Below are 22,449 nucleotides of genomic sequence, written 5' to 3'. Positions count from 1 at the left end.
TCAGATATCCAGCAGCAGACGGGCCGGATCCTCGAGCAGTGCCTTGATGGTCACCAGGAACTGCACCGCGTCCTTGCCATCGATCATGCGGTGATCGTATGACAGCGCCAGGTACATCATCGGACGGATCTCGACCTTGCCGTTCACCGCCATCGGACGTTCCTGGATCTTGTGCATGCCCAGGATCGCGGTCTGCGGCGGGTTGAGGATCGGCGTGGACATCAGCGAGCCGAAGATGCCGCCGTTGGTGATGGTGAAGGTGCCGCCCTGCATCTCGTCGATGCCGAGCTTGCCATCACGGGCACGCTTGCCGAAGTCGACGATACCCTTCTCGACGTCGGCGATCTTCATGCTGTCGGTATCGCGCAGCACCGGCACCACCAGGCCACGGTCGGTGGACACGGCCACGCCGATGTCCTGATAGCCGTGGTAGACGATGTCGTCGCCGTCGATGGAGGCGTTGACGTCCGGGAAGCGCTTGAGCGCCTCGGAGGCCGCCTTGACGAAGAAGCCCATGAAGCCGAGCTTGGTGTCGTGGGCCTTGAGGAAGGTGTCCTTGTACTGCGCGCGCAGGTCCATGACCGCGCCCATGTCCACCTCGTTGTAGGTGGTCAGCATGGCGGCGGTCTGCTGGGCCTCGACCAGACGCTTGGCGATGGTCTTGCGCAGGCGGGTCATCGGCACGCGCTTCTCGGGACGCTCGCCCTCGACGGCCGGGGCCGGCGCCGCGGCGGCCTTGGCGCCTGACGGCTGGGCGGACTTGGCGGCCTTCTTGGCGCTGCCGTCCTTGATCGCCTTCTGCACGTCTTCCTTGAGCACGCGACCGCCCTTGCCGGTGCCTTCGAGCTTGCCGACGTCGAGGTCGTGCTCGGCGACCAGCTTGCGTGCGGCCGGGGCGAGAATCTTGTCGCCGACCTTCTCGTCGCTGGCGCCGTCATCGGCGGACGCGGCGGCCTTGCCCTCGCTGGAAGCCGGCGTGGCATCGCCGCCGGCGCCGGCGGTGAAGATCGCCAGCACCTCTTCGGAGGCCACCTGGCTGCCTTCCTCGGCCTTGATCTCGGACAGCGCGCCGTCGGCCGGCGCGACCACCTCGAGCACGACCTTATCGGTCTCGATCTCGGCCAGCACCTCGTCGCGCTTGACGGCTTCGCCGACCTGCTTGTTCCAGCTGGCCACGGTGCCTTCCTGGACGGACTCGGGGAAGGTCGGGGCCTTCACCTCGTGCGCCTCGCCGCCGGCGGCCGGAGCGGCCTCCGGCTCGGCATCGCTCTTCTCTTCGCTGGCGGCCTCGGCCTTGTCGCCGCCGCCGCTGGCCGCGCCTTCGCCGATGCGGCCGAGCACCTGCTCGGACTGCACGGTGTCGCCCTCTTCCGCCAGCACCTCGGCCAGGGTACCGGCCTCGGGTGCCACGACCTCGAGCACCACCTTGTCGGTCTCGATCTCGACGATCAGCTCGTCACGCTCGACGCTGTCACCCGGCTTCTTGTGCCAGGCGGCCACGCTGCCCTCGGCAACGGATTCCGGAAAGGTGGGTGCCTTGATCTCGGTAGCCATGTCGTTTCCCTTGTGTGTTCTCTCTCGTCCCGGTGGGCTGCCTTAGAGGTTGAAGGCGTCTTCCACCAGCTTGCGCTGCTGTTCGGTGTGCACGGACATGTAGCCCGCCGCGGGGGCGGCCGATGCCGGACGGCCGGCGAACTTGAGCTTGCCGCCCAGGCCCGTCTTGAGCTGCTCCGCCACGCTGCGCATGTGGTGCTGACTGGGGTACCAGGCGCCCTGGTTGAGCGGCTCTTCCTGGCACCACACCATTTCGCTGGCGTTGGTGTAGGCCTTGATCGCCTCGAAGAGCTCGGCTTCGGGGAACGGGTAGAGCTGTTCGAGACGCAGGATGGCCACGTCGTCGCGGGCGTTCTCCTCGCGCCAGTTGGCCAGGTCGTAGTAGACCTTGCCGGCACACAGGATGATGCGCTCGACCTTCTCGGCGTCGCGCTTGCCCTGGTCGGGGATCACCATCTGGAAGCTGCCGCCGGCCAGCTCGTCGAGGCTGGAGGTGGCATCCTTGTGGCGCAGCAGGCTCTTCGGCGACATCACCACCAGCGGCTTGCGCAGCTTGCGGATCACCTGGCGGCGCAGCAGATGGAAGATCTGCGCCGGGGTGGTCGGCACGCAGACCTGCATGTTGTGCTCGGCACACAGCTGCAGGAAGCGCTCCAGACGCGCGGAGGAGTGCTCGGGGCCCTGGCCCTCGTAGCCATGCGGCAGCAGCATGGTCAGGCCGCACAGGCGCTCCCACTTGGTCTCGCCGGAGGAGATGAACTGGTCGACCACCACCTGGGCGCCGTTGAAGAAGTCGCCGAACTGCGCTTCCCAGATCACCAGGTCGTTGGGCGCCGTGGTGGAGTAGCCGTACTCGAACGCCAGCACGGCTTCTTCCGACAGGAAGGAGTCGTGGATGGTGAAGCGCGGCTGGCCGTCGCTCAGGTGCTGGAGCGGCACAAAGGTGCTGCCGTCCTTCTGGTTGTGCACCACCGCATGGCGGTGGGAGAAGGTACCGCGACCCACGTCCTGGCCGGTCAGGCGAATCGGGTGGCCCTGGTCGAGCAGCGTGGCGTAGGCCAGGGTCTCGGCGAAGCCCCAGTTACAAGCCATGCCGCCGGCCTGCATCTTGCGCCGGTCGTCATAGATCTTGGCGACCTGACGCTGCACGCTGACGCCATCCGGCACCTCGCACATGCGCGCCGCCAGATGCTGCAGGCGCTTCATGTCGAAGCTGGTGTCGGTGTGGCCGCTCCACTCGTGGCCGAGATAGGGCTTCCAGTCGACGAACAGCGCGGTGTTCGGCTTCTGCACCAGGGCGTTGGCCACGTGGTTACCGGCGACCAGGTCGTCGCGGTAGCCTTCCATGGTGGCCTTGGCCTCGTCTTCGCTGATCAGCCCTTCCTTGACCAGGCGCTCGGCGAACAGCGCGCGCGAGGACGGATGGTTCTTGATCTTGCTGTACATCATCGGCTGGGTGCCGGACGGCTCGTCGGCCTCGTTGTGGCCGCGGCGGCGGTAGCACACCAGGTCGATGACCACGTCCTTCTTGAACTGCTGGCGGTAGTCCAGCGCCACCTGGGTGGCATGCAGCACGGCGTCGGGATCGTCGCCGTTGACGTGGAAGATCGGCGCCTGAACCATCTTGGCGATGTCGGTGCAGTACTCGGTGGAGCGCGAGTCTTCCGGGTGGGACGTGGTGAAGCCCACCTGGTTGTTGATCACGATGTGCACCGTGCCGCCGGTCCGGTAGGCACGGGTCTGGGACATCTGGAACGTCTCCATGACCACGCCCTGGCCGGCGAAGGCCGCGTCGCCGTGCACGTTGATCGGCAGCACCTTGCCGCCGTCGCTGTCGTTGCGGCGATCCTGACGGGCCCGCACCGACCCCTCGACCACCGGCGCGACGATCTCCAGGTGGGAGGGGTTGAACGACATGGCCAGGTGGACTTCGCCACCCGGGGTCATGACGTTGGAACTGAAGCCCTGGTGATACTTGACGTCGCCGGAGCCGCGCTCGACCAGCTTCTTGCCGTCGAACTCGTCGATCAGCTCGGAGGGGTTCTTGCCCAGGATGTTGACCAGCACGTTGAGGCGCCCGCGGTGGGCCATGCCGATGACCACTTCCTTGGTGCCGTAGCCACCGGCGCGCTGGATCAGCTCGTCCATCATCGGGATGAAGGACTCGCCGCCTTCCAGGCCGAAGCGCTTGGTGCCCGGGTACTTGGAGGCCAGATAGCTCTCCAGGCCCTCGGCGGCACTGAGCCGCTCGAAGACGTGCTTGCGGACGTCCTCGCTGAACTTGGGCGCCGAGCGCACCGACTCGAAACGCTGCTGCAGCCAGCGCTTCTCTTCGGTATCGACGATGTGCATGAACTCGCAGCCGATGCTGCGACAGTAGGTCTGCTCCAGCGCCTCGACGATCTGCTTCAGCGGCGCCTTGTCCAGCCCCATGAAGAAGGAGCCGGTCTGGAATTCGGTATCCAGGTCGGCCTTGGAGAGCTGGTGGAAGGACAGATCCAGATCGGGCACCGGGGTCGGGCTGCGCAGATCGAGGGGATCGATATCGGCCTTCTGGTGCCCGCGGAAGCGGTAGGCGTTGATCAGCTGCAGCACCTTGACCTGCTTGCGGTTCGCGTCGCTCTCGGGAGCGGCGGCAGCGGTCTGGGCGGTGCGGCGCTGACGGCCTAGCTGATAGAACTGTTCACGGGTAGGGGCAAGCGGAACGTCTTGAGTGGCGCTGCCATCGGGTCTCGGCAGTTGATCGAAGTACTGACGCCATTCATCGGGAACGGCAGAGGGGTCATCGAGGTACTGCTCGTAGAGCGCTTCCACGTAGTGGACATTGCTGCCACTGACATGGGAGGAGCGCCACATCAACTCCATTATGCCTTGTTGCATCTCTCGGTCACCCTGCACTGATGGGGTGGTGTCGGCCGTCACGGCTCACCCGTGGCGACATCAGTTAGGTAGCCAGCCGGCGGGGCAGACACCTTGTTTCTATGGTCAAAAGCCGGTGCACGAGGCACCGGCTTCGGACGTCTCACCGGGGGCCAGGCTGCGACAGCACGTCGCAGCCTGGGGCGTATGATAACAAGCCCCGGCCCACGATTTAAGTGGCATCCGCCAGCAGCATCTCGCGAATCTTGCCGATCGCGCGAGTGGGGTTGAGCCCCTTCGGGCACACCGCCACACAGTTCATGATGCCGCGGCAGCGGAACACGCTGAACGGATCCTGGAGCTCTTCCAGACGCTCGCGGGTGGCCTCGTCGCGGGAATCGGCCAGGAAGCGGTAGGCCTGCAGCAGGCCGGCCGGGCCGACGAACTTGTCCGGGTTCCACCAGAACGACGGGCAGGAGGTCGAGCAGCAGGCGCACAGGATGCACTCGTAGAGGCCGTCGAGCTTGTCGCGGTCCTCCGGCGACTGCAGACGCTCGATGGCCGGCGCCGGCGTGTCGTTCTGCAGGTACGGCTGGATGCGCTCGTACTGCTGATAGAACAGGCTCATGTCGACCACCAGGTCACGGATGACCGGCAGGCCGGGCAGCGGACGCAGGGTCAGCTTGCCCTTCTTGACCACGTCGGACAGCGGCGTGATGCAGGCCAGGCCGTTCTTGCCGTTCATGTTCATGCCGTCGGAGCCGCACACGCCCTCGCGGCAGCTGCGACGATAGGCCAAGCCGTTGTCCTGTTCCTTCACCAGGTGCAGGACGTCGAGCACCATCAGGTCGCGGCCCTGGGTGTCGACCTGGAACTCCTCCATGTAGGGGGCGGAGTCCGTCTCGGGATTGTAGCGGTACAGGGATACCTGAAGCGTGGACATCGTGACTCCCCTCAGTAGGTACGGACTTTCGGTTCGAACATATCGACGGTCTTGGGCGCGAAGTTCACATCACGCTGCCCCAGGCGCTTCTCGGCCGGGAAATACATGGAGTGCTTCAGCCAGTTGACGTCGTCGCGATCCGGGTAGTCGTAGCGTGAGTGGGCACCACGGCTCTCCTTGCGCTCGAGGGCCGCGATGGCGGTGGCCTCGGCGACTTCCATCAGGTTGTCGAGCTCGAGGGCCTCGACCCGGGCGGTGTTGAAGGTGTTGGACTTGTCCGGCAGGTAAGCGTTGTTGATGCGCTCACGCAGCTCGGCCAGCTGCTGGACGCCCTTCTGCATGTTCTCTTCCTGACGGAAGACGCCGAAGGCGTTCTGCATGATGTCCTGCAGCGCACGCTTGAGCTCGGGCACGGTCTCGCCGTCCTCGGACTCGTTCCAGCGGTTGATGCGCTTCATGGCCGACTCGACGTCGGAATCGCTGGCCGCCAGGTACTCGACGCCCTCGTTGAGCGCGCTCTCGATGAACATGCCGGCCGCGCGACCGAACACCACCAGGTCGAGCAGCGAGTTGCCGCCCAGGCGGTTGGCGCCGTGGACCGACACGCAGGCCGCCTCGCCGACGGCGTAGAGGCCGTTGACGATCTGATCGTTGCCGTCGCCGTCCTGCATGATGGCCTGGCCGTGCACGTTGGTCGGCACGCCGCCCATCATGTAGTGACAGGTCGGCACGACCGGGATCGGCTCCTTGGCCGGATCCACGTGGGCGAAGGTCTTGGACAGCTCGACGATGCCCGGCAGACGCTTACCGAGGACTTCCTCGCCGAGGTGGTCGAGCTTGAGGTAGACGTGGTCGCCGTTCTCGCCGCAGCCACGACCCTCGAGGATCTCCATGACCATGGAGCGCGCGACCACGTCGCGGCCGGCCAGGTCCTTGGCGTTGGGGGCATAACGCTCCATGAAGCGCTCGCCGTCCTTGTTGACCAGGTAGCCGCCCTCGCCGCGGCACCCCTCGGTGACCAGGGTGCCGGCGCCGTAGATGCCGGTCGGGTGGAACTGCCACATCTCCATGTCCTGCATCGGGAAGCCGGCGCGCAGCGCCATGCCGATGCCGTCACCGGTGTTGATCAGGGCATTGGTGGTGGAGGCATAGATGCGGCCGGAACCGCCGGTGGCCAGCACGGTGGCCTTGGACTTGATGTGCACCACTTCGCCGGACTCGATGTCCATGGCGATGCAGCCGACGACGTCGCCGTTGGCGTTCTTGACCAGGTCGACGGCGTACCACTCGTTGAGGAAGGTGGTATTGTTCTTCAGGTTGTTCTGGTAAAGGGTATGCAGCAGGGCATGACCGGTACGGTCCGCCGCGGCACAGGTACGGGCCGCCTGGCCGCCTTGACCGAAGTTCTTGGACTGGCCGCCGAACGGGCGCTGATAGATGCGGCCGTTGTCGAAGCGGGAGAACGGCAGGCCCATGTGCTCGAGCTCGAAGACCGCCTTGGGACCCTCGGAGCACATGTACTCGGCCGCGTCCTGGTCGGCGATGTAGTCGCCGCCCTTGACGGTGTCGTACATGTGCCAGCGCCAGTCGTCGTTGGGGTCGGCGGAGGCGATGGCACAGGTGATGCCGCCCTGGGCGGACACGGTGTGCGAGCGGGTCGGGAAGACCTTGGACAGCACGGCGGTCTTCTTGCCGGACTTGGCCAGCTCGAGGGCGGCCCGCAGGCCGGAACCGCCACCGCCGATGATGATGGCGTCGAAGGTCAGGCTACGCATGTTGGACATGGATCAGGCTCCCCACAGGACTTGAATACCCCAGACCAGGAACACGAAGATGGCCAGGATGATGACGGTCTGGACGGCAAGACGAATGCCGGTCGGCTTGAGATAGTCGGTGGTCACGGTCCACAGCCCCACCCAGGCGTGGGCGGACAGGGACACGAAGGCCAGCAGCGAGAAGATGCGCATCCAGGTCTGGTCGAAGAGCCCGCTCCAGGTCGCGTAGTCGAGACCGGGGTGGAGCAGCAGGTAGCCGACGATGAAGAGTGTGTAGAGGGCCAGAATAACGGCCGAGACGCGCTGAACGAGCCAGTCGGACAGCCCGCTGCGCCCGAAGTTCGTGATGTTGGTTACCATACCCAGACTCCAGCCAGAATGATCAGGACCGCGCTTGCCACGACGGTGATCTGCGCCTTCTTGACGCCACCTTCGAGGGTCACGCCGATGTCGGCGTCCATCAGCAGGTGCTTGACGCCGGCCACGAAGTGAAACGCCAGGGCGGACAGCAGCCCCCAGGCAATCAGCTTGGCCAGCACATTGTGAGCCAGGGCATCGCTGACCGCGGCGAAGCCTTCCGGAGAAGACAGCGAGGCATCCAGCGCCCAGAAGCCGAAGATCAGGCCGATGAAGAGGATGACGCCGGTGATGCGGTGGGCGATCGACGTCAAGGCGGGGAGGGGGAACTGTATCGTGGACAGATCCAGATTTACGGGTCGTTTGCTATTCACGGCTCTCTACACACTCTCTTGGCCCGTTCCTGGGCACTCGTGGAGAGCCCGACACGGGCGGTGGTTTCGGGAAGGAGAACGATCATGCCTTGCGGGTCACGATCTCCCTTTTCCTGCCAGTCGCGGGACTGGATTATAGGGCCATGCCCACATCGATGACAAATCACTAGCTTGCCAACCAGACCATGGCGGGAGGCGCATGATGGCGAAAAAAACTCCGCCTCTCGGCCGCTTGGCAGTGTCATGAGCCTGCCATGCGACCGATCGCCCCAGCATGGTGCAAGGCACCATACCCGATACAAAAGCTATACAAAAAACACCTCCCGAACAACAGACCAGCATCGATGGATGAATTGACAATCGAAAAGACGCTTCTATAGTGGGCGAACCTTTTCGCCGGCAAGTTCCGCGAAATCACGACTTATCGCGCCACCAAGAACTCGAGAGGAGGCCAGTTATGGCTGACAGGAAAGCAACGTTGACGGTAGAAGGCCTGGAGAAAACGATCGAGCTGCCGGTCTACTCGGGCGCCGCGGGGCCGGATGTCATCGACGTTCGCGGCCTGGGCGCCGAGGGCCTGTTCACCTATGACCCCGGCTTCATGGCGACCTCCTCCTGCCAGTCCGCCATCACCTACATCGATGGCGGCAAGGGCGTGCTGCTTCACCGCGGCTACCCGATCGACCAGCTGGCCAAGCAGTCCGACTTCGTCGAACTGTGCTATCTGCTGCTGTTCGGCGAGCTGCCCAACGACGCGCAGTACGCCGAGTTCGCGGAGCGCGTGACCCACCACACCATGGTGCACGAGCAGCTGGCCAACTTCTTCAAGGGCTTCCGTCGCGACGCCCACCCGATGTCGATCCTGTGCGGCGTGGTCGGCGGCCTGGCGGCCTTCTATCACGACCATCTCGACATCACCAAGCAGGAAGACCGCGAGATCAGCGCCATCCGCCTGATCGCCAAGATGCCGACCATCGCGGCCATGTCCCACAAGTACAACGTGGGCCAGCCGTTCGTCTATCCGCGCAACGACCTGAACTATGCAGAGAACTTCCTCTACATGATGTTCAGCAACCCGTGCGAGGACTACGAGATCAACCCGGTGTTCGCCAAGGCGATGGATCGCATCTTCATGCTCCACGCCGACCACGAGCAGAACGCCTCCACCTCCACGGTGCGCCTGGCCGGCTCCACCGGCGCCAATCCGTTTGCCTGCATCAGCGCCGGCATCGCGGCCCTGTGGGGCCCGGCCCACGGCGGCGCCAACGAGGCGGTGCTGAACATGCTCGACGAGATCGGCGACGATTCCGAAGAGAACATCCAGCGCTTCATCGACAAGGCCAAGGACAAGAACGACCCGTTCAAGCTCATGGGCTTCGGTCACCGCGTCTATCGCAACTTCGACCCGCGCGCCAAGGTCATGAAGGAGACCTGCGACGAGGTCCTGGAGCAGCTGGGCAAGGCCGACGACCCGCAGCTCAAGATCGCCAAGCGCCTCGAGCAGATCGCCCTGGAAGACGAGTACTTCGTCGAGCGCAAGCTCTACCCGAACGTCGACTTCTACTCCGGAATCATCCTCAAGGCCATGGGCATCCCGACCAACATGTTCACCGTGATCTTCGCGGTGTCCCGCACCATCGGCTGGATCTCCCACTGGCACGAGATGCTCAGCGACAGCTACAAGATCAGCCGTCCGCGCCAGCTCTACACCGGCCACACCCAGCGCGACTACCCCGCCAAGTAATCGGCGAACGACTCGCCCGGACGAAGAAGGCCGCCCCTCGGGGCGGCCTTCTTGCGTTTGTGGCCCGCGGTGCACTTCCGGTGTGTGACGATCCTCGGCGACGAACCGCCACCTCCCCGCTCGGCGCCCCTCGATACCGCATCGACGCCCCCCCCCCTGGCCCGCCCCTCGCCCAGCTGCCGCAGGAGCGTCGCAGAGGGTGACGCCGCCCTGCCCCACCCAGATACCGACGCCTCACACCGACGCCCTCTGCGGGCCCTTCCGACGCCCTGACGGCATCGTCGGGTGGCGATGCCGCGAGCACCACCCCACCCCTCTCACTTCCACCCCCCCTCACTTCCGCGCCGAGCGCAACCGCGCAGGGTGCCAGCCCGGCTCTTCCACCGCTGTCATCGTACTGACGCCGTTTCGCAGCGTTTTCCACACAATCTGTGGATAAACCTGTTCAAAACCGTTGGGGAATCGCTCAGAATCGCCATGGGCAGCGGGTCGCGCTCAGATTGATCAAAATTTGATCGCACTCAAGCCTTTGATTTTAAAGCACTAATTTAAAAACCCCATAACCACGGGCTTTTGCCGCGATGCTGTGAACAAGCATTGCGTCAGGAACCGCTCAAGTGGACAAGTCAAGGCCAGGAACGGCCTTTTCTAGGGGAAAAGCATGAGTCCCGCACGGCATGGCACCCCAGGGCGCCAACGGCGGAGACAAAAAAAGACGCCTGAAGCGTCCGGGAAGGTATAAGCAGAATGTAGTGGCGTCCCATAGGGGGTTCGAACCCCTGTTACCGCCGTGAAAGGGCGGTGTCCTGGACCACTAGACGAATGGGACGCATCATCTTCGATGACGTTGATGGTGGAGCCTAGCGGGATCGAACCGCTGACCTCAACACTGCCAGTGTTGCGCTCTCCCAGCTGAGCTAAGGCCCCACATGTCGTGAAGACGAGGCGTATAGTACTGATTCGCTTCGCCTTCGTCAACGGGGAAGTGCGAATTTTCTGCTCCGCTCTCCCCCTGCCCCTTGGCGCGCGAAGTGCCAGGCGCGCCGACGGCACCGCCTGGCACTGTGAACGCCGCGTCAGAGTTCGCGGTATTCCTTCTCGAAGCGCTTGGCCTGCTTCTTGGACACGCCGCCCAGCACCGCGATGGCGTGGCGCAGGCGCGCCCGGGTCATGTCCGAGCCGAGGATCGCCATGGCATCCATCACCGAGGTGCTGGCGGCGGAGCCGGTGATGGCGATGAAGACCGGCGCCAGGAAGTCCTTCATCTTGAGCTCGAAGTGCGCGGCCAGCGCCTTGACCTCGGCCAGCAGGGCGACCTTTTGCCAGGCCGGCACGGTCTCGAGGCGCCAGGTCAGGAACTGCAGCAGCTTCACCAGGTCCTCGCGGCCGAGCTTGACGCCGTCGAAGTCGCCCTCTTCGATCGCCGGCACGCCGGAGAAGAAGTGGCCGGCCAGCGGCATCACGTCGGACAGCGTCTCCACCCGCGGGCGCACCTGCGGCAGGATCTGGCGCACGTACGCCTCGTTGAAGGCCCAGTCACGCAACGCCTTGAGGAAGGCGTCGTCGTCCAGGTCCTCGCGGATGTAGAGGCCGTTGAGCCAGCTCAGCTTCTGCAGGTCGAACACCGGCCCGCCCAGCGAGACCCGCTGCACGTCGAAGTGGCTCATCATCTCGTCGAGGGTGAACTTCTCACGCTCGTCCGGCATTGACCAACCCATGCGACCGAGATAGTTGGTCACCGCCTGTGGCAGGAACCCCATGCGCCGGTAGTAGTTGATCGAGGTCGGGTTCTTGCGCTTGGAGAGCTTCGACTTGTCCGGGTTGCGCAGCAGCGGCATGTGGCAGAGTGTCGGCATCGGCCAGCCGAAGTACTCGTACAGCAGCTGGTGCTTGGGCGCGGAGTTGATCCACTCCTCGCCGCGCAGCACGTGGGTGATGCCCATCAGGTGGTCGTCGACCACGTTGGCCAGGTGGTAGGTCGGCATGCCGTCGGACTTGAGCAGGATCTGAGCGTCCACCTGGGCCCAGTCGACCTCGATGGTACCGCGCAGCATGTCGTCGACCACGCAGGTGCCGCTGGCCGGCACGTGCATGCGCACCACATGGGGCCAGCCCTCGCGCTCGCGGCGGGCGACCTCTTCCTCGGGCAGCGCCAGATCGGCCGGCTTCAGCGCCAGGTGCAGGCCGGCGGCCTTGCGCGTCTCGCGCAGCTCGTCGAGCTCCTCGCTGGTGCGGTAGCACTTGAAGGCATGACCGGACTCGATAAGCTTGCGCGCATGCTCGGCGTAGATGTCGCCGCGCTCGCTCTGCCGATAGGGGCCATGCGGTCCGCCCACGTCGGGCCCCTCGTCCCACTCCAGCCCCAGCCAGCGCAGGGAATCGAGGATCATCTGCTCCGACTCGGCGGTCGAGCGCACCCGGTCGGTATCCTCGATGCGCAGGATGAACTCGCCGCCGTGCTGACGGGCGAAGCACAGGTTGAACAGGGCGATGTAGGCGGTTCCCACGTGGGGATCGCCGGTGGGAGACGGCGCGATACGGGTACGTACGGTCATGTCGTCCTTGGTCCGGTCGGGGGAATGGAGCCCTGGCACCCCACTGAGCCGATGGCATGCCGGCGGGCGGCCAGGAATGCGCGCATTATACGCGCCTCGCGTGACGCCGGCAGCCGCGCCGTGGAATCATTGGCGGGCAAGAGGGTCCATCCACAACGCCACCGCCAGCAAGGAGCGCCATGTTTCCCCAACTGCCCGACGGCTTCACCGCCCTGGTCACCGGCGCCTCCGGCGGCATCGGCTCGGCCCTGATCGACGCCCTGCTGGCCGAGCCGCGCCTGGCCCGCCTGCACGCCGTCAGCCGCCAGCCGGTGACCCGCGACGACCCGCGACTGATCGGCCACACCCTGGACCTCGGCACCGAACCGGGACTGACGGCACTGGGCGAGGCCCTCGACGGCCAACGGCTGCACCTGGTGATCAATGCCATGGGCATGCTGCACGACGAGGCGGACGGCATCACGCCGGAGAAGAAGCTCGAGGACCTCGACGCCGACGCCCTGGGCCGGCTGTTCCACGTCAATGCCGCCACCCCGGCGCTGCTGCTCAAGACACTCGCGCCCTCGCTCAAGGGGCGCCACCCCGTGCTGATCGGCAGCCTCTCGGCCCGGGTCGGCTCCATCGACGACAACCGGATGGGCGGCTGGTACGCCTATCGCGCCAGCAAGGCGGCTCACAACATGCTGATGAAGACCGCCTCGGTGGAGCTGCGTCGCCTCAATCCCCACGCCTGCGTCACCTGCCTGCACCCCGGCACCACCGACACCGAGCTGTCGGCGCCCTTCCAGGCACGCGTGCCCGAAGGCAAGCTGTTCACCCCGAACTTCGTGGCCGAACGCCTGCTCACGGTGCTGAGCAGACGCTCACCGTCGGACACCGGCGGCTTCAGGGACTGGGACGACCAGCCCATCGCATGGTGACATTCGGACGCGTCGGTGGTCATAACGTTGATGCTCGCTATTGCACAGTTACAGGCAATCGCAGACCATGCCATGCCCCCCCCTTCGTAGATGACCTCAGACAGGACGACGTTCATGGAAACACTCGGCCCACGGATCAAACAACTTCGCCTGGAGGCCAATCTCAACAAGGCGGCCCTGGCCCGCCGAGTCGGCGTCTCGGACGTCACCATCTCCTATTGGGAATCCGGGGCCATCAAGCAGATCGGCCACGAGCGCCTGGTGGCACTGGCCGGCGCCCTCGGCTGTCCGCTGTCCGCGCTGCTCGACAACGACGCCAGCCGGCCTGCCCCGCTGTTCCTGCGGGCCGACGGCCCGCCGCCCTGGGCCCGGGAAGGCACCGAGGCCAAGGGCATCGAGCTGCCCATCGAGCTCACCCCCGGACAGCGCTGGGACGGCGACTGCCACCTGGTGACACCGGCCCCCGACGAGGCGCTCGACTACCTGAACCCGAACGACCTGGCCGCCATCGCCCCCACCGACATCTTTCGTCAGCCGGGCCTCTACCTGATCGAGGAAGCCGGCAGGCTGGCGCTGCGCCGTGTCCAGCAGGACGCCAGGGGCGAGCTCACCTTCCAGCGCCGGGACGACGCCGAGCCGACGCCCTACACCCCCGACTGCCGACTGCTGGGCAAGGTCGTCGCCCTGTGGCGCTTCGAGGCGCTCTGAGCCGGCACGCTCACTCCACTTCCATGACCTCCACCTGGTCGGTGGTATGCCGCGGCTCGCTGCCGACCAGGAAGCGCTGACTGGCGCTGATCACCTGCCCCAGTCCGTGACGCGAGGGCTGCACCAGCGGACCGCGCAGATGCTGCCCCTCCTCGCCCAGCCGTGCCCGCACCTCGGACGGCTGCACCGAGGCGGGCGGCATGTTGACGGTGATGCGATACCCGCCGTCCGGCAACCCGCTGCCCGGACCGAAGGGACCGGCCGCAAAGCCGCCTCCCGCCTCGACCACGGTGCGCTCCTGCCAGCGCACACCGCTGAGCTCGCGCTCCACCAGCACCTGCAGGCGCGTCGCCTCGGGCAGATTGGTGGTGCCCTCGACCATCAGGCGGCGATCGCTGCGCAGCCGCGCATCGATGCCGACGCTCACCGCCTCGTCGAACGGCGCGACCTCGGGTGCCGGTTCGGAGGACGCCGCCTCGATCTCGGTGTCGGGCTGCGCCACGCCGCCCAGCCGCTCATCGGCCGGCGATTCGCCGTCCTCGCTGCCGCCGCAGCCGGCCAGGGCCAACCCCAGCACCAGGCCCGTCACCCGGACGCTTCGCTGCCATGCTGTCATGCCCGTCCTCCCTGTGCGGAAATGTCCGACTCGCGCCTCACGCCCCCTGACACGCTCGACACAGGGTCGCATGCGGCACCGCCGCCAGGCGACCCGCCTCGATCGGCTCGCCACAGCACTCGCACGCCTCGCCCCGACCCTCGCGGATCCGGGCCAGGGCATGGCGGACCTGGGACAGCTCGTCCTCGGCTTCCGCCTCCAGCGACGCCACCACCTCGTCGTCCCGCGTCTCCAGCGGCTGATCCTCCATGTCCTTGTCCAGCGGACCGGCGCGACGCTCCCGGTGCTGACGGTATCGAGCCAGACGCGCCTCGAGCTCTTCTTTCAGCCGCTCCAGCGCGACCCTGCGATCGTTCATCGTCTCCCCTCCTTCCTCCGCCCCCGGCCAGCCGATCCCAGACGCGATGGCCGCTCGCCTCGGGATTCGCCGAGATCATGACGCCCCATTCACCCTTCCTTCAGCAGCCGTTTCACACCTCCGTCCTGGCGAGTATGGACGATATCGTCGCCGAGGCCTTTCACGCTCGCCTGCAGCACTCGCACCCCGCGTCATGACTGGTAGAATACGCGCTTCTCGACCGACCCCGTGACGCCGATGACCGATCTTGACCGCACCTTCTCCGTGGCCCCGATGATGGATGGGACGATATAGCCCACAACCACGGGCTTTGCAGGGCGGCTGGTACACTATCGGTACACCATCAAGATTCCACGGAAGCCGGCGACCCTCACGGGCGCCGGCTTTTTCGTGGCCCGTCGACAAGGGAACTGCTGTGCATAACCAACGCCCAAAACCGCGTAGATCCGCATAAGCCGAAGCCCCTCTCATACCCCTCGGAACCCGCTCAACGGCGCGGCCTGGCGCCTTAGTGCATGAGTGCATAAAAACCGGCACGTTTAGCGCGCAGGCGGGGCGGGGTGTCGACGGCGCGCGGCGGTGCGCCGCTGGGGTGGAGGGGTGGCTGGCTGGCCACCTGCGGCGCGATCGACGATCGAGCCGAGTCGCGCATCGGCTGAGAGCCAGCGGCCGGCAGACAGGCGCACAGCGCGATAGACGCACTAAGAGGCACAAATGCGTCTCAACCGGGATTGCTCGCGAGGGCGCACGAAAAGGCCGCCCGATTGGGCGGCCTGATGATGATGCTTGGTGGTAGCTGGCGAAGCGGCGAGCTATCGCCGGGTCGGGTCGAGACCGGTGCCTTCGTCGCCGCTCAGCGAGTAGGGATCGAACTGCACGATCTCCTCGCCGGCCCACTCGTTGATCTCCCGCATGGTGGCCTGGAGGGGCTCGAGTTCGTTCGCCACGAACACCCGGGCCGCCTTCTCGACGTCGCCGAAGCCGCCGGTGTTCTGTGGGATGATGCCCATCATCTGGGGCGGGATGCGGTGGCCGGCGAGCTGGTCATCCCGGGTGATGTTCTTGATGTTCCAGAAGTCGTCCTTCGCCGCGACCTCCGACACGGGGATGATCTGCACCCCGTCCTTCTTGCCGTTGGGCGAGTACATGAACAGGTTCTTGAAGTTGCCCACGCCCTTCGACTCCCGGAGCGCCTGGCGCATGGCGTCGATGTCCTTCTGGTCCTGGGCCGGATCGCTGACGTACATGATGAACCCGGCATGGCTGCCATTGAGGTAGTAGCGCCGGCGGAACAGCGTGGCGTTCTCGTTCAGCCATGCCGACTGCAGGCTGCCGATGTAGTCCGGCACGCCGTAGATGCCCTGGTCGATGTCCGGCTCGAGCAGGTGCACTACCCTACCCCGCGGCAGCTCGGTGCGCTCCAGGTAGTTGGGCGCCCACCAGTAGCGATCCCCCAGCCCGCGGCGCATGTACTTGGCGGCCAGGTGGCGGAACGGCAGCCGCTTGCCCAGCCGCCCGCGCACCTCCTCGAGGTAGCCGTTGCCGAACACCAGGTAGTCCAGGGCCAGTGCCGAGAACGCCCGGCGGCCCAGCAGCGGGTGCGGCTTGAACGTCCTGAGCAGGATGTTGCGCTTCACCTGGAGCGCGCTGCCGTGGTGCGCGGTGGCCCGGTAGCTCTTGGCGAGAATCTCCAGCGGCACCGGCGGCTCGAACCACTCCTCCGCGGTGATGTGAATCCCCTCGTACCAGACGTCGCGCATGCTGGTGACCGGCTCCGGGTCGCCGAAGCTGAACGCCTGGGCCTGTGGCGGCGTTGACGCAGCGGGCGATTCGGTTGACGGACTGCCGCCATCGCTTGTCGAGTAGGCCGGAACGCGGACGCGGGGTTTCTCGGTGGCGGTCATTCGTACATCTCCATGAGGGACTGGCCGGCCCCCTCGGCGGGGCCGTCGATCGGTTCATTGCTGAGGGCGTGCATGGCGGCCCAGGCCAGGTCGGCGTGACCGGTCGCCTGGCTGCGCCCGCTGGTGTAGGTGTACTGGCGGCCGGAGGCGGTGAGCTCCCGCTTGATGGCCATGAACGACTGCGCCATGTCGCTCCAGCCGGCATCGAACTCGAGCCGGCTCTTGCGCATGATCTGCTGGGCCTGCATGACCAGCCGGCCTTTCACCGCCGGGTCATAGCGGAAGCGGGTGAGCGTCGGGAACCACTTCTCGACGTGCTCGGCCACCGCCTCGCCCAGGCCGCTGACATCGATGCCGATGTGCTCGATGCGGTACTTGTCCTGGAACGAGCGGATGAACGCCGCCTGGGCCGCGTAGTCCTCGCCCTTGAGGCGGTGGCGCTCCAGGATGCGGTGCTTCTCGTCCGCGGTGCGCGCCGGCAGCACCACCACCAGGCCCGCGCCGTCGCCGTCCTCGCCGGTGCCGGTCGGGTCGTAGCCGATCCACACCCCGCGGTCGCCCACCGGGCGCGGCGCGTAGGGCCGGTAGTCGTCCCAGACCTCCCAGGCGTCGACCATGCAGGGGTGCACCAGACTGAGCGGAAACGCCGACTGGCTGTCGTCGACGAACTGGCACATCAGCAGGTTCGCGTACTCGTCGGGGCTGTACTCGAGGCGCAGCTGGTCCAGGTCGAACAGGTCGCACCCACCGGCGATGGCATCCTCAACGGTGACGATCTGCCGCCAGTGTCCATCTGGGCACAGCGCTCCGCCGGCCAGCGCGGCGTGGCTGACGTCGAACTCCTGGCGCTCGCTCTTCTTGCGCCGCTTGTTGAACAGCTCGCCGGACCAGAACGGATAGGCCTCGTGGCCCAGGCTCGAGGGCGTCGAGAAATACGTCTGGCGCCACTTCTTGTGCATCGCCATGCCCGACGTGACCTTGCGGAACTCCTGGAAGCGGTGAATCCAGAAATATTCATCGAGGTAGACGTCGCCGTGATAGCCCTGGGCCGTCTTGGCGTTGGTGCCCAGGAAGTGCAGCTCGGCGCCGTTATCGAGCACGATCGGATCGCCCTTGAGGTCGACGTCGCAGGTCTCTTTGACGAACTGAACGATGTAGTTGCGGAAAATGTGGGCCTGCGCCTTCGAGGCCGAGAGAAAGATCTTGTTACGCCCGGTCTCGAAGGCGTCGACGATCGCCTCGCGGGCGAAGAAGAAGGTGGCGCCGATCTGGCGCGACTTGAGGATGTTGCGGATGCGGTGCTTCTGGCCGGCCTCGTACCAGTCGATCTGGTACTGGAAGCAGGTCTCCAGGAACGCCGCCTTCAGCTGCTCGACCTGTTCCTCGTCCAGGGCGTTGCGCCGGGGCTTCTTCTTCTCGCCGGCGTTACGCCGCTCGATGTTCGGGTTGAGGTCGCCTTCCTTGCCCGTCTCCTGGTACCGATGCACCCGGGCCAGCCGCTCGATCTGCCGGCCGAGCAGGTCGATCTCCTTGAAGTCCTTGCCCTCCTTGGCCTCCTTGCCGATCAGCTGCACCAGCCGCGCCTCGAGCGCGCCCTCCACGCGCTGGGTGGGCGTGGCCTCCTCCCAGCCGTCGCGCTCCTTCCAGCTGTGAACGGTCGGCGCCTTGAGGTCGAGAAACTCGGCGATGCGCGCCACCCGCCAGCCCTGCCAGTAGAGATGGCGGGCCGTCAGGCGCGGGGATTCGAGGGTGTCGGGGGCTGATGTCGTCATGCGGCCAGCCTACCCGCGCGTCCTGGAGCGCGATGGCGCGGCCATTTGTGGGAGCGGCACGGCACAACCGCCGGTGATTGAGGCAATCACGCGGGGCGCGGAACCTGACGCCATCGTCAGACAGCCAATCCGAGGACACGCTATGCCCTTTTTCCGCGTCGCCACCGAAGGCGCCACCACCGACGGCCGGGAGATCTCGCGTGACTGGATCACGCAGATGGCCGCCAACTACGACCCCGCCAAATACGGTGCCCGTGTCTGGCTGGAGCACAACCGGGGCCTGTTCGCCGACGGCCCCTTCCCGGCGCTGGGCGACGTCACCGCCGTGGAGGCGCGGGAAGTTGAGGACGGCAAGCTCGGCCTGTTCGCGGACATCGATCCGACCGACCAGCTCAAGCAGATCAATGAGCAGCGCCAGAAGGTGTACACCTCGATCGAGGTGAACCCCAAGTTCGCGGACACCGGCGAGGCCTACCTCGAGGGCCTGGCGGTCACCGATTCCCCGGCCAGCCTCGGCACCGAGATGCTCAAGTTCTCTCGCCAGGCCGGGCAGTCCTCCCCGCTCGCCGCCCGCAAGCAACACCCGGAGAACGTATTTTCCGAGGCCGTCGAGATCGCGCTCGACTTCACCGAGACGCCTTCGGCCGACAACGGCCCGAGCCTGATGGAGCGCGTCACGGCGCTGTTCAAGAAGCACGACGCCAAGACCGCCAAGGGCTTCGCCGCCTTCAGCAAGGACCTCGAGCAGACCCTCGAGCTGTTCGTCGAGAAGCACAAGGCGCTGGCCGATGACCTCGAAGCCCGCCCCACCGCCGAGGCCTTCAACGAGCTGAAGTCCGCCCACGAGGCGACCAAGACCAAGCTCGACGAGCTCTACACCAAGCTCGACCGCACCCCCGACACCCCTGACCGCACGCCCGCCCTGGGTGGTAACGGCGGCGCCGAACTGACCGACTGCTGAGGACACCCGACCCCATGCGCAACGATACCCGCCAAGCCTTCAACAACTTCGCCGAGCGCGTCGCCCAGCTGTCGGGCGTGCCCAGCGCCGGCGAGTCCTTCGCCGTCGATCCCAGCGTCCAGCAGACGCTGGAGACCAAGATGCAGGAGACCAGCGACTTCCTGGCCAGCATCAACATCATCGGCGTCGACGAACTCAAGGGCGAAAAGCTCGGCCTCGGCCTGTCCGGCCCGATCGCCGGCCGCACCGACACCACCGCCAACGACCGCACCCCGCGCGACCTGAGCACCCTGGACGCCAACGGCTACGAGTGCCGCTCCACCGAGTTCGACACCTACCTGCCGTGGAGCAAGTTGGACGCCTGGGCCAAGTTCCGCGACTTCCAGGCCCGCGTGCGCAACATGATCATCCGCCAGCAGGCGCTGGACCGGATCATGATCGGCTTCAACGGCACCAGTGCCGCCGTCGAAACCGACCGCGTCGCCAACCCGCTGCTCGAGGACGTCAACATCGGTTGGCTGCAGCAGTACCGCGACAACGCCCCGTCCCGCGTGCTCAGCGAGGTGGTGGCCTCCTCCGGCGAGGTACGCGTCGGCCCCGGCGGCGACTACGCCAACCTCGACGCCCTGGTGTACGACGTCGTCAACGAGATGATCGACCCCTGGCATCGCGAGTCCACCGCCCTGCGCGCGATCACCGGCCGCGAGCTGCTCGCCGACAAGTACTTCCCACTGCTGCAGGAGCACGCCGGCACGCCCACCGAGGCCCAGGTGCTGGACATGATGATCAGCCAGAAGCGCATGGGCGGCCAGCAGGCGGCCCGGGTTCCCTACATGCCCGGCGGCAGCCTGCTGATCACCCCGCCGGAGAACCTCTCCATCTACTGGCAGCGCGGCAGCCGCCGCCGGTACCTCAAGGACGAGCCCAAGCGCAAGCGCGTCGAGAACTACGAGTCTTCCAACGACGCCTACGTGGTCGAGGACTTCGGTGCCGGCTGCCTGGTGGAAAACATCGTCTTCGGCGACTGGACCGGCGCCTAAGGAGGCCTGAATGCATAGCCCCGCCCGCAAGCACTATCAGCGCGTCACCGCCGCGAAAGCGGCGGGGGCCGCCGATCCCGGCCGCCCCCAGACCGGCGAGCAGTACGAGCTGCACGCCGCCGCGCTGTGGGAGGCCCGGCGCACCCTCAAGGGCATCAAGAGCACCGAGCAGAAGATCGCCAAGAAGCGCGAGATCCTGCCCGAGTTCGAGAGCTACGTCGCCGGCGTGCTCGAGGCCGGGTCCGGCGCCCAGGACGACGTCGTGATGACCGTCATGATCTGGCGGCTCGACGTCGGCGACCTGGCCGGCGCCCTGGCCATCGCCGAGTACGCCCTGCGCCACGGCCTCGACGCCCCCGACCGCTTCGAGCGTGACACCGCCTCGATCCTCGCCGAGCAGCTCGCCGAGGAGGCCATCAAGCAGCTCGAGGCCCCGGTTCAGGACAGCGAGGAGGCCCGCACCACCGCCGCCAACGCGGCCGCCGAGCTGTCCATGCACCTCAGCCGCGCCGAGGCGCTGACCCGCGACGCCGACATGCACGACCCGGTGCGCGCCAAGCTGCACAAGGCCCTGGGCTACGCCCAGCGCGCCCGAGGTGGCCACGCCGCCGAGGCGCTCGAGCACCTGCGCCGCGCCCTGGAGCTGAACGACCGCGTCGGGGTGAAGAAGGACATCGAGAAGCTCGAGCGCGAGCTCAAGAACGCCGCGACCGGCAAGGAAGGCGAAGCATGAACCAGGAACAGCAGCTTGAAACCGAGATCCAGACCAAGGTCCTGACGGCTCCGCGCGTCACGCCGGAGCACATCGAGAGCGTGATCGAAAGCGAGCACTACTTCACGGCCGCCGAGGGCGCGCTGGGGGCCTACAAGGCCAATGGTGATGTTCACGTCGGGTCAATGCCGAACGACCTGAACGCCACAGCACTGCCGCTGCTGACCTTCTGCGTCCTGGTGCTGCGCAACGGCTTCACCGTGACCGGCGAAAGTGCGTGCGCGTCGCCTGAGAACTTCGACCCCGAGATCGGACGTCGAATCGCCCGGCAGAACGCCCGCGAGAAGATCTGGACCCTGGAGGGCTACCTCCTCCGCGAGAAACTGAACGCAGGCGATCAGGCCAGCACCTGACGCCGCCACCGAGTCGCACGCCGACGCCAAGGGGGCACCGGGGGAGAGCGGACTGCGGTCCCATCTCGTCGATCCCGGTCCACCCCCTTCCTATTCCGACCTGAGCGAGAGTCGCCGCCATGTCCATGATCGCCGCCGGTACCGGCACCGCCCCTGCCGACCCCGAGACGCTGGAGAACAACGGTTTCTGGCCGGCCATCGAGCCGGCGGACTTCCGCGAGGCCACCCGGCTGGACGGCACCGTCACCGTGCCGCGCCTGGTGCAGGCGCTGCAGGTGGCCATGGCCGACGTCAATCGCCAGCTCGCCGACTGGCAGCTCGCCCGCCAGGACGACGGCGCCGCCACCCTGGAGGCCGTGGCGCCGCCGGTCTGGGCCCTGCCCGACAACTACGCCCTGCTCTACCGCCGCGCCGTCTACGCCACCGCCCACGCCAGCCTGCTCGAGCGCTATCGCGACGTCTCCGCTACCCAGGACGGCGACGAGCGCGGCGAGGCCAAGGACGAGGCCGCCGACGACCTCCGCCGCGATGCCCGCTGGGCCGTGGCCGAGATCGAAGGCCGGGCGCACTCCACCGTGGAGCTGATATGAACACCATCCCTGGCGTTCACCCTGCGGGCCAGCGCTGCGCGCTGTTCCAATCCTCTCCCGGAGGATTGGTCTGATGCCCGACGTGCGCGCCCACCAGGGCGAGACCCTCGACGCGCTATGCCAGCGCGTGCTCGGCCGCACCGCCGGCGTCACCGAGCAGGCCCTCGCGCTCAACCCGGGCCTGGCCGACCTCGGCCCGGTGCTGCCCCACGGCACCCTCGTCACCCTGCCCGACGAACAGGCCGCCGAGCCGACCATCGCCGACACCATCCAGCTCTGGACCTAGAGGACACC

General features: G+C 66.5%; 20 protein-coding genes and 2 tRNA genes. 9 read left to right on the top strand and 13 right to left on the bottom strand.

All coding sequences use genetic code 11. The features are described from left to right. From odhB to sdhC, 6 genes are all read right to left on the bottom strand, one after another. Positions 1–1,554: a 2-oxoglutarate dehydrogenase complex dihydrolipoyllysine-residue succinyltransferase gene (gene odhB / locus FIU88_RS05940; RefSeq protein ID WP_016856038.1), complete on the bottom strand. Its 1,554-nt coding sequence runs from the start codon at positions 1,552–1,554 to the stop codon at positions 1–3. A 42-nt stretch (positions 1,555–1,596) separates the two neighbouring features. Next, positions 1,597–4,434, bottom strand: coding sequence for a 2-oxoglutarate dehydrogenase E1 component (locus FIU88_RS05935; protein WP_026068552.1), 2,838 nt, complete (start codon positions 4,432–4,434; stop codon positions 1,597–1,599). A 211-nt stretch (positions 4,435–4,645) separates the two neighbouring features. Beyond that, positions 4,646–5,356 (bottom strand): succinate dehydrogenase iron-sulfur subunit, encoded by a 711-nt coding sequence (locus tag FIU88_RS05930; RefSeq protein WP_016856040.1) that lies wholly within the window; start codon positions 5,354–5,356, stop codon positions 4,646–4,648. An 11-nt stretch (positions 5,357–5,367) separates the two neighbouring features. Further along, positions 5,368–7,140, bottom strand: coding sequence for a succinate dehydrogenase flavoprotein subunit (gene sdhA / locus FIU88_RS05925; RefSeq protein WP_152478539.1), 1,773 nt, complete (start codon positions 7,138–7,140; stop codon positions 5,368–5,370). 3 nt (positions 7,141–7,143) lie between these two features. Beyond that, positions 7,144–7,491, bottom strand: a complete 348-nt coding sequence (gene sdhD / locus FIU88_RS05920; RefSeq protein ID WP_016856042.1) for a succinate dehydrogenase, hydrophobic membrane anchor protein — start codon at positions 7,489–7,491, stop codon at positions 7,144–7,146. Then, entirely contained in the window at positions 7,485–7,862 is a 378-nt protein-coding gene (gene sdhC / locus FIU88_RS05915; protein ID WP_026068553.1) for a succinate dehydrogenase, cytochrome b556 subunit, read from the bottom strand. The genes sdhD and sdhC overlap by 7 nt, the downstream gene beginning before the upstream one ends. A gap of 457 nt (positions 7,863–8,319) precedes the next feature. On the opposite strand from sdhC, the gene gltA reads away from it, so the two are divergent. Then, the gene (gene gltA, locus FIU88_RS05910) at positions 8,320–9,606 is read left to right on the top strand and encodes a citrate synthase (protein ID WP_152478538.1); all 1,287 of its coding nucleotides are present in this window, start codon (positions 8,320–8,322) and stop codon (positions 9,604–9,606) included. Between the two features lie 753 nt (positions 9,607–10,359). Here the strand turns inward: gltA and FIU88_RS05905 are convergent. The 3 genes from FIU88_RS05905 to gltX form a co-directional block, all read right to left on the bottom strand. Continuing rightward, positions 10,360–10,435, bottom strand: a tRNA-Glu gene (locus tag FIU88_RS05905). 22 nt (positions 10,436–10,457) lie between these two features. Further along, positions 10,458–10,533, bottom strand: a tRNA-Ala gene (locus FIU88_RS05900). A gap of 149 nt (positions 10,534–10,682) precedes the next feature. Continuing rightward, the gene (gene gltX / locus FIU88_RS05895) at positions 10,683–12,161 is read right to left on the bottom strand and encodes a glutamate--tRNA ligase (RefSeq protein WP_152478537.1); all 1,479 of its coding nucleotides are present in this window, start codon (positions 12,159–12,161) and stop codon (positions 10,683–10,685) included. A gap of 179 nt (positions 12,162–12,340) precedes the next feature. Between gltX and FIU88_RS05890 the strand changes: the two genes are divergently transcribed. Further along, positions 12,341–13,081, top strand: coding sequence for an SDR family NAD(P)-dependent oxidoreductase (locus tag FIU88_RS05890; RefSeq protein ID WP_152478536.1), 741 nt, complete (start codon positions 12,341–12,343; stop codon positions 13,079–13,081). 114 nt (positions 13,082–13,195) lie between these two features. Continuing rightward, positions 13,196–13,789: a helix-turn-helix domain-containing protein gene (locus FIU88_RS05885; protein ID WP_016856047.1), complete on the top strand. Its 594-nt coding sequence runs from the start codon at positions 13,196–13,198 to the stop codon at positions 13,787–13,789. A 10-nt stretch (positions 13,790–13,799) separates the two neighbouring features. On the opposite strand, the gene FIU88_RS05880 is transcribed toward FIU88_RS05885, so the two are convergent. The 4 genes from FIU88_RS05880 to FIU88_RS05865 all read right to left on the bottom strand — a co-directional run bounded on the left by FIU88_RS05880 (position 13,800) and on the right by FIU88_RS05865 (position 18,439). Further along, positions 13,800–14,405 carry a hypothetical protein gene (locus FIU88_RS05880; protein ID WP_172977668.1) on the bottom strand — a complete coding sequence of 202 codons (606 nt, stop codon included), beginning with the start codon at positions 14,403–14,405 and terminating at the stop codon, positions 13,800–13,802. Between the two features lie 37 nt (positions 14,406–14,442). After that, positions 14,443–14,763 carry a TraR/DksA C4-type zinc finger protein gene (locus FIU88_RS05875; protein ID WP_016856049.1) on the bottom strand — a complete coding sequence of 107 codons (321 nt, stop codon included), beginning with the start codon at positions 14,761–14,763 and terminating at the stop codon, positions 14,443–14,445. An 812-nt stretch (positions 14,764–15,575) separates the two neighbouring features. Further along, positions 15,576–16,667 (bottom strand): phage portal protein, encoded by a 1,092-nt coding sequence (locus FIU88_RS05870; RefSeq protein WP_152478535.1) that lies wholly within the window; start codon positions 16,665–16,667, stop codon positions 15,576–15,578. Next, on the bottom strand, positions 16,664–18,439 hold the full coding sequence (locus FIU88_RS05865) for a terminase family protein (protein WP_152478534.1): 1,776 nt from the start codon (positions 18,437–18,439) through the stop codon (positions 16,664–16,666). Before FIU88_RS05865 ends, FIU88_RS05870 begins: the two co-directional genes overlap by 4 nt. Before the next feature lie 142 nt (positions 18,440–18,581). On the opposite strand from FIU88_RS05865, the gene FIU88_RS05860 reads away from it, so the two are divergent. The 6 genes from FIU88_RS05860 (at position 18,582) to FIU88_RS05835 (ending at position 22,441) form a co-directional block, all read left to right on the top strand. Continuing rightward, positions 18,582–19,400, top strand: coding sequence for a GPO family capsid scaffolding protein (locus FIU88_RS05860; RefSeq protein WP_152478533.1), 819 nt, complete (start codon positions 18,582–18,584; stop codon positions 19,398–19,400). Positions 19,401–19,414: 14 nt separating this feature from the next. After that, positions 19,415–20,440, top strand: coding sequence for a phage major capsid protein, P2 family (locus tag FIU88_RS05855; protein WP_152478532.1), 1,026 nt, complete (start codon positions 19,415–19,417; stop codon positions 20,438–20,440). A 10-nt stretch (positions 20,441–20,450) separates the two neighbouring features. Further along, the gene (gpM, locus tag FIU88_RS05850) at positions 20,451–21,173 is read left to right on the top strand and encodes a phage terminase small subunit (RefSeq protein WP_152478531.1); all 723 of its coding nucleotides are present in this window, start codon (positions 20,451–20,453) and stop codon (positions 21,171–21,173) included. Continuing rightward, positions 21,170–21,565 (top strand): Gp49 family protein, encoded by a 396-nt coding sequence (locus FIU88_RS05845; protein ID WP_152478530.1) that lies wholly within the window; start codon positions 21,170–21,172, stop codon positions 21,563–21,565. The genes gpM and FIU88_RS05845 overlap by 4 nt, the downstream gene beginning before the upstream one ends. A 119-nt stretch (positions 21,566–21,684) precedes the next feature. Beyond that, positions 21,685–22,155 carry a head completion/stabilization protein gene (locus tag FIU88_RS05840; protein ID WP_152478529.1) on the top strand — a complete coding sequence of 157 codons (471 nt, stop codon included), beginning with the start codon at positions 21,685–21,687 and terminating at the stop codon, positions 22,153–22,155. A 73-nt stretch (positions 22,156–22,228) separates the two neighbouring features. Next, positions 22,229–22,441: a tail protein X gene (locus tag FIU88_RS05835; RefSeq protein WP_152478528.1), complete on the top strand. Its 213-nt coding sequence runs from the start codon at positions 22,229–22,231 to the stop codon at positions 22,439–22,441. Positions 22,442–22,449 lie beyond the last annotated feature (8 nt).

It is taken from the genome of Halomonas sp. THAF12 (genome assembly GCF_009363675.1).
Lineage (GTDB): Bacteria > Pseudomonadota > Gammaproteobacteria > Pseudomonadales > Halomonadaceae > Halomonas > Halomonas smyrnensis.
Note: the sequence above shows the minus strand (reverse complement) of the source record. Positions and strands in the feature narration are given on the sequence as shown.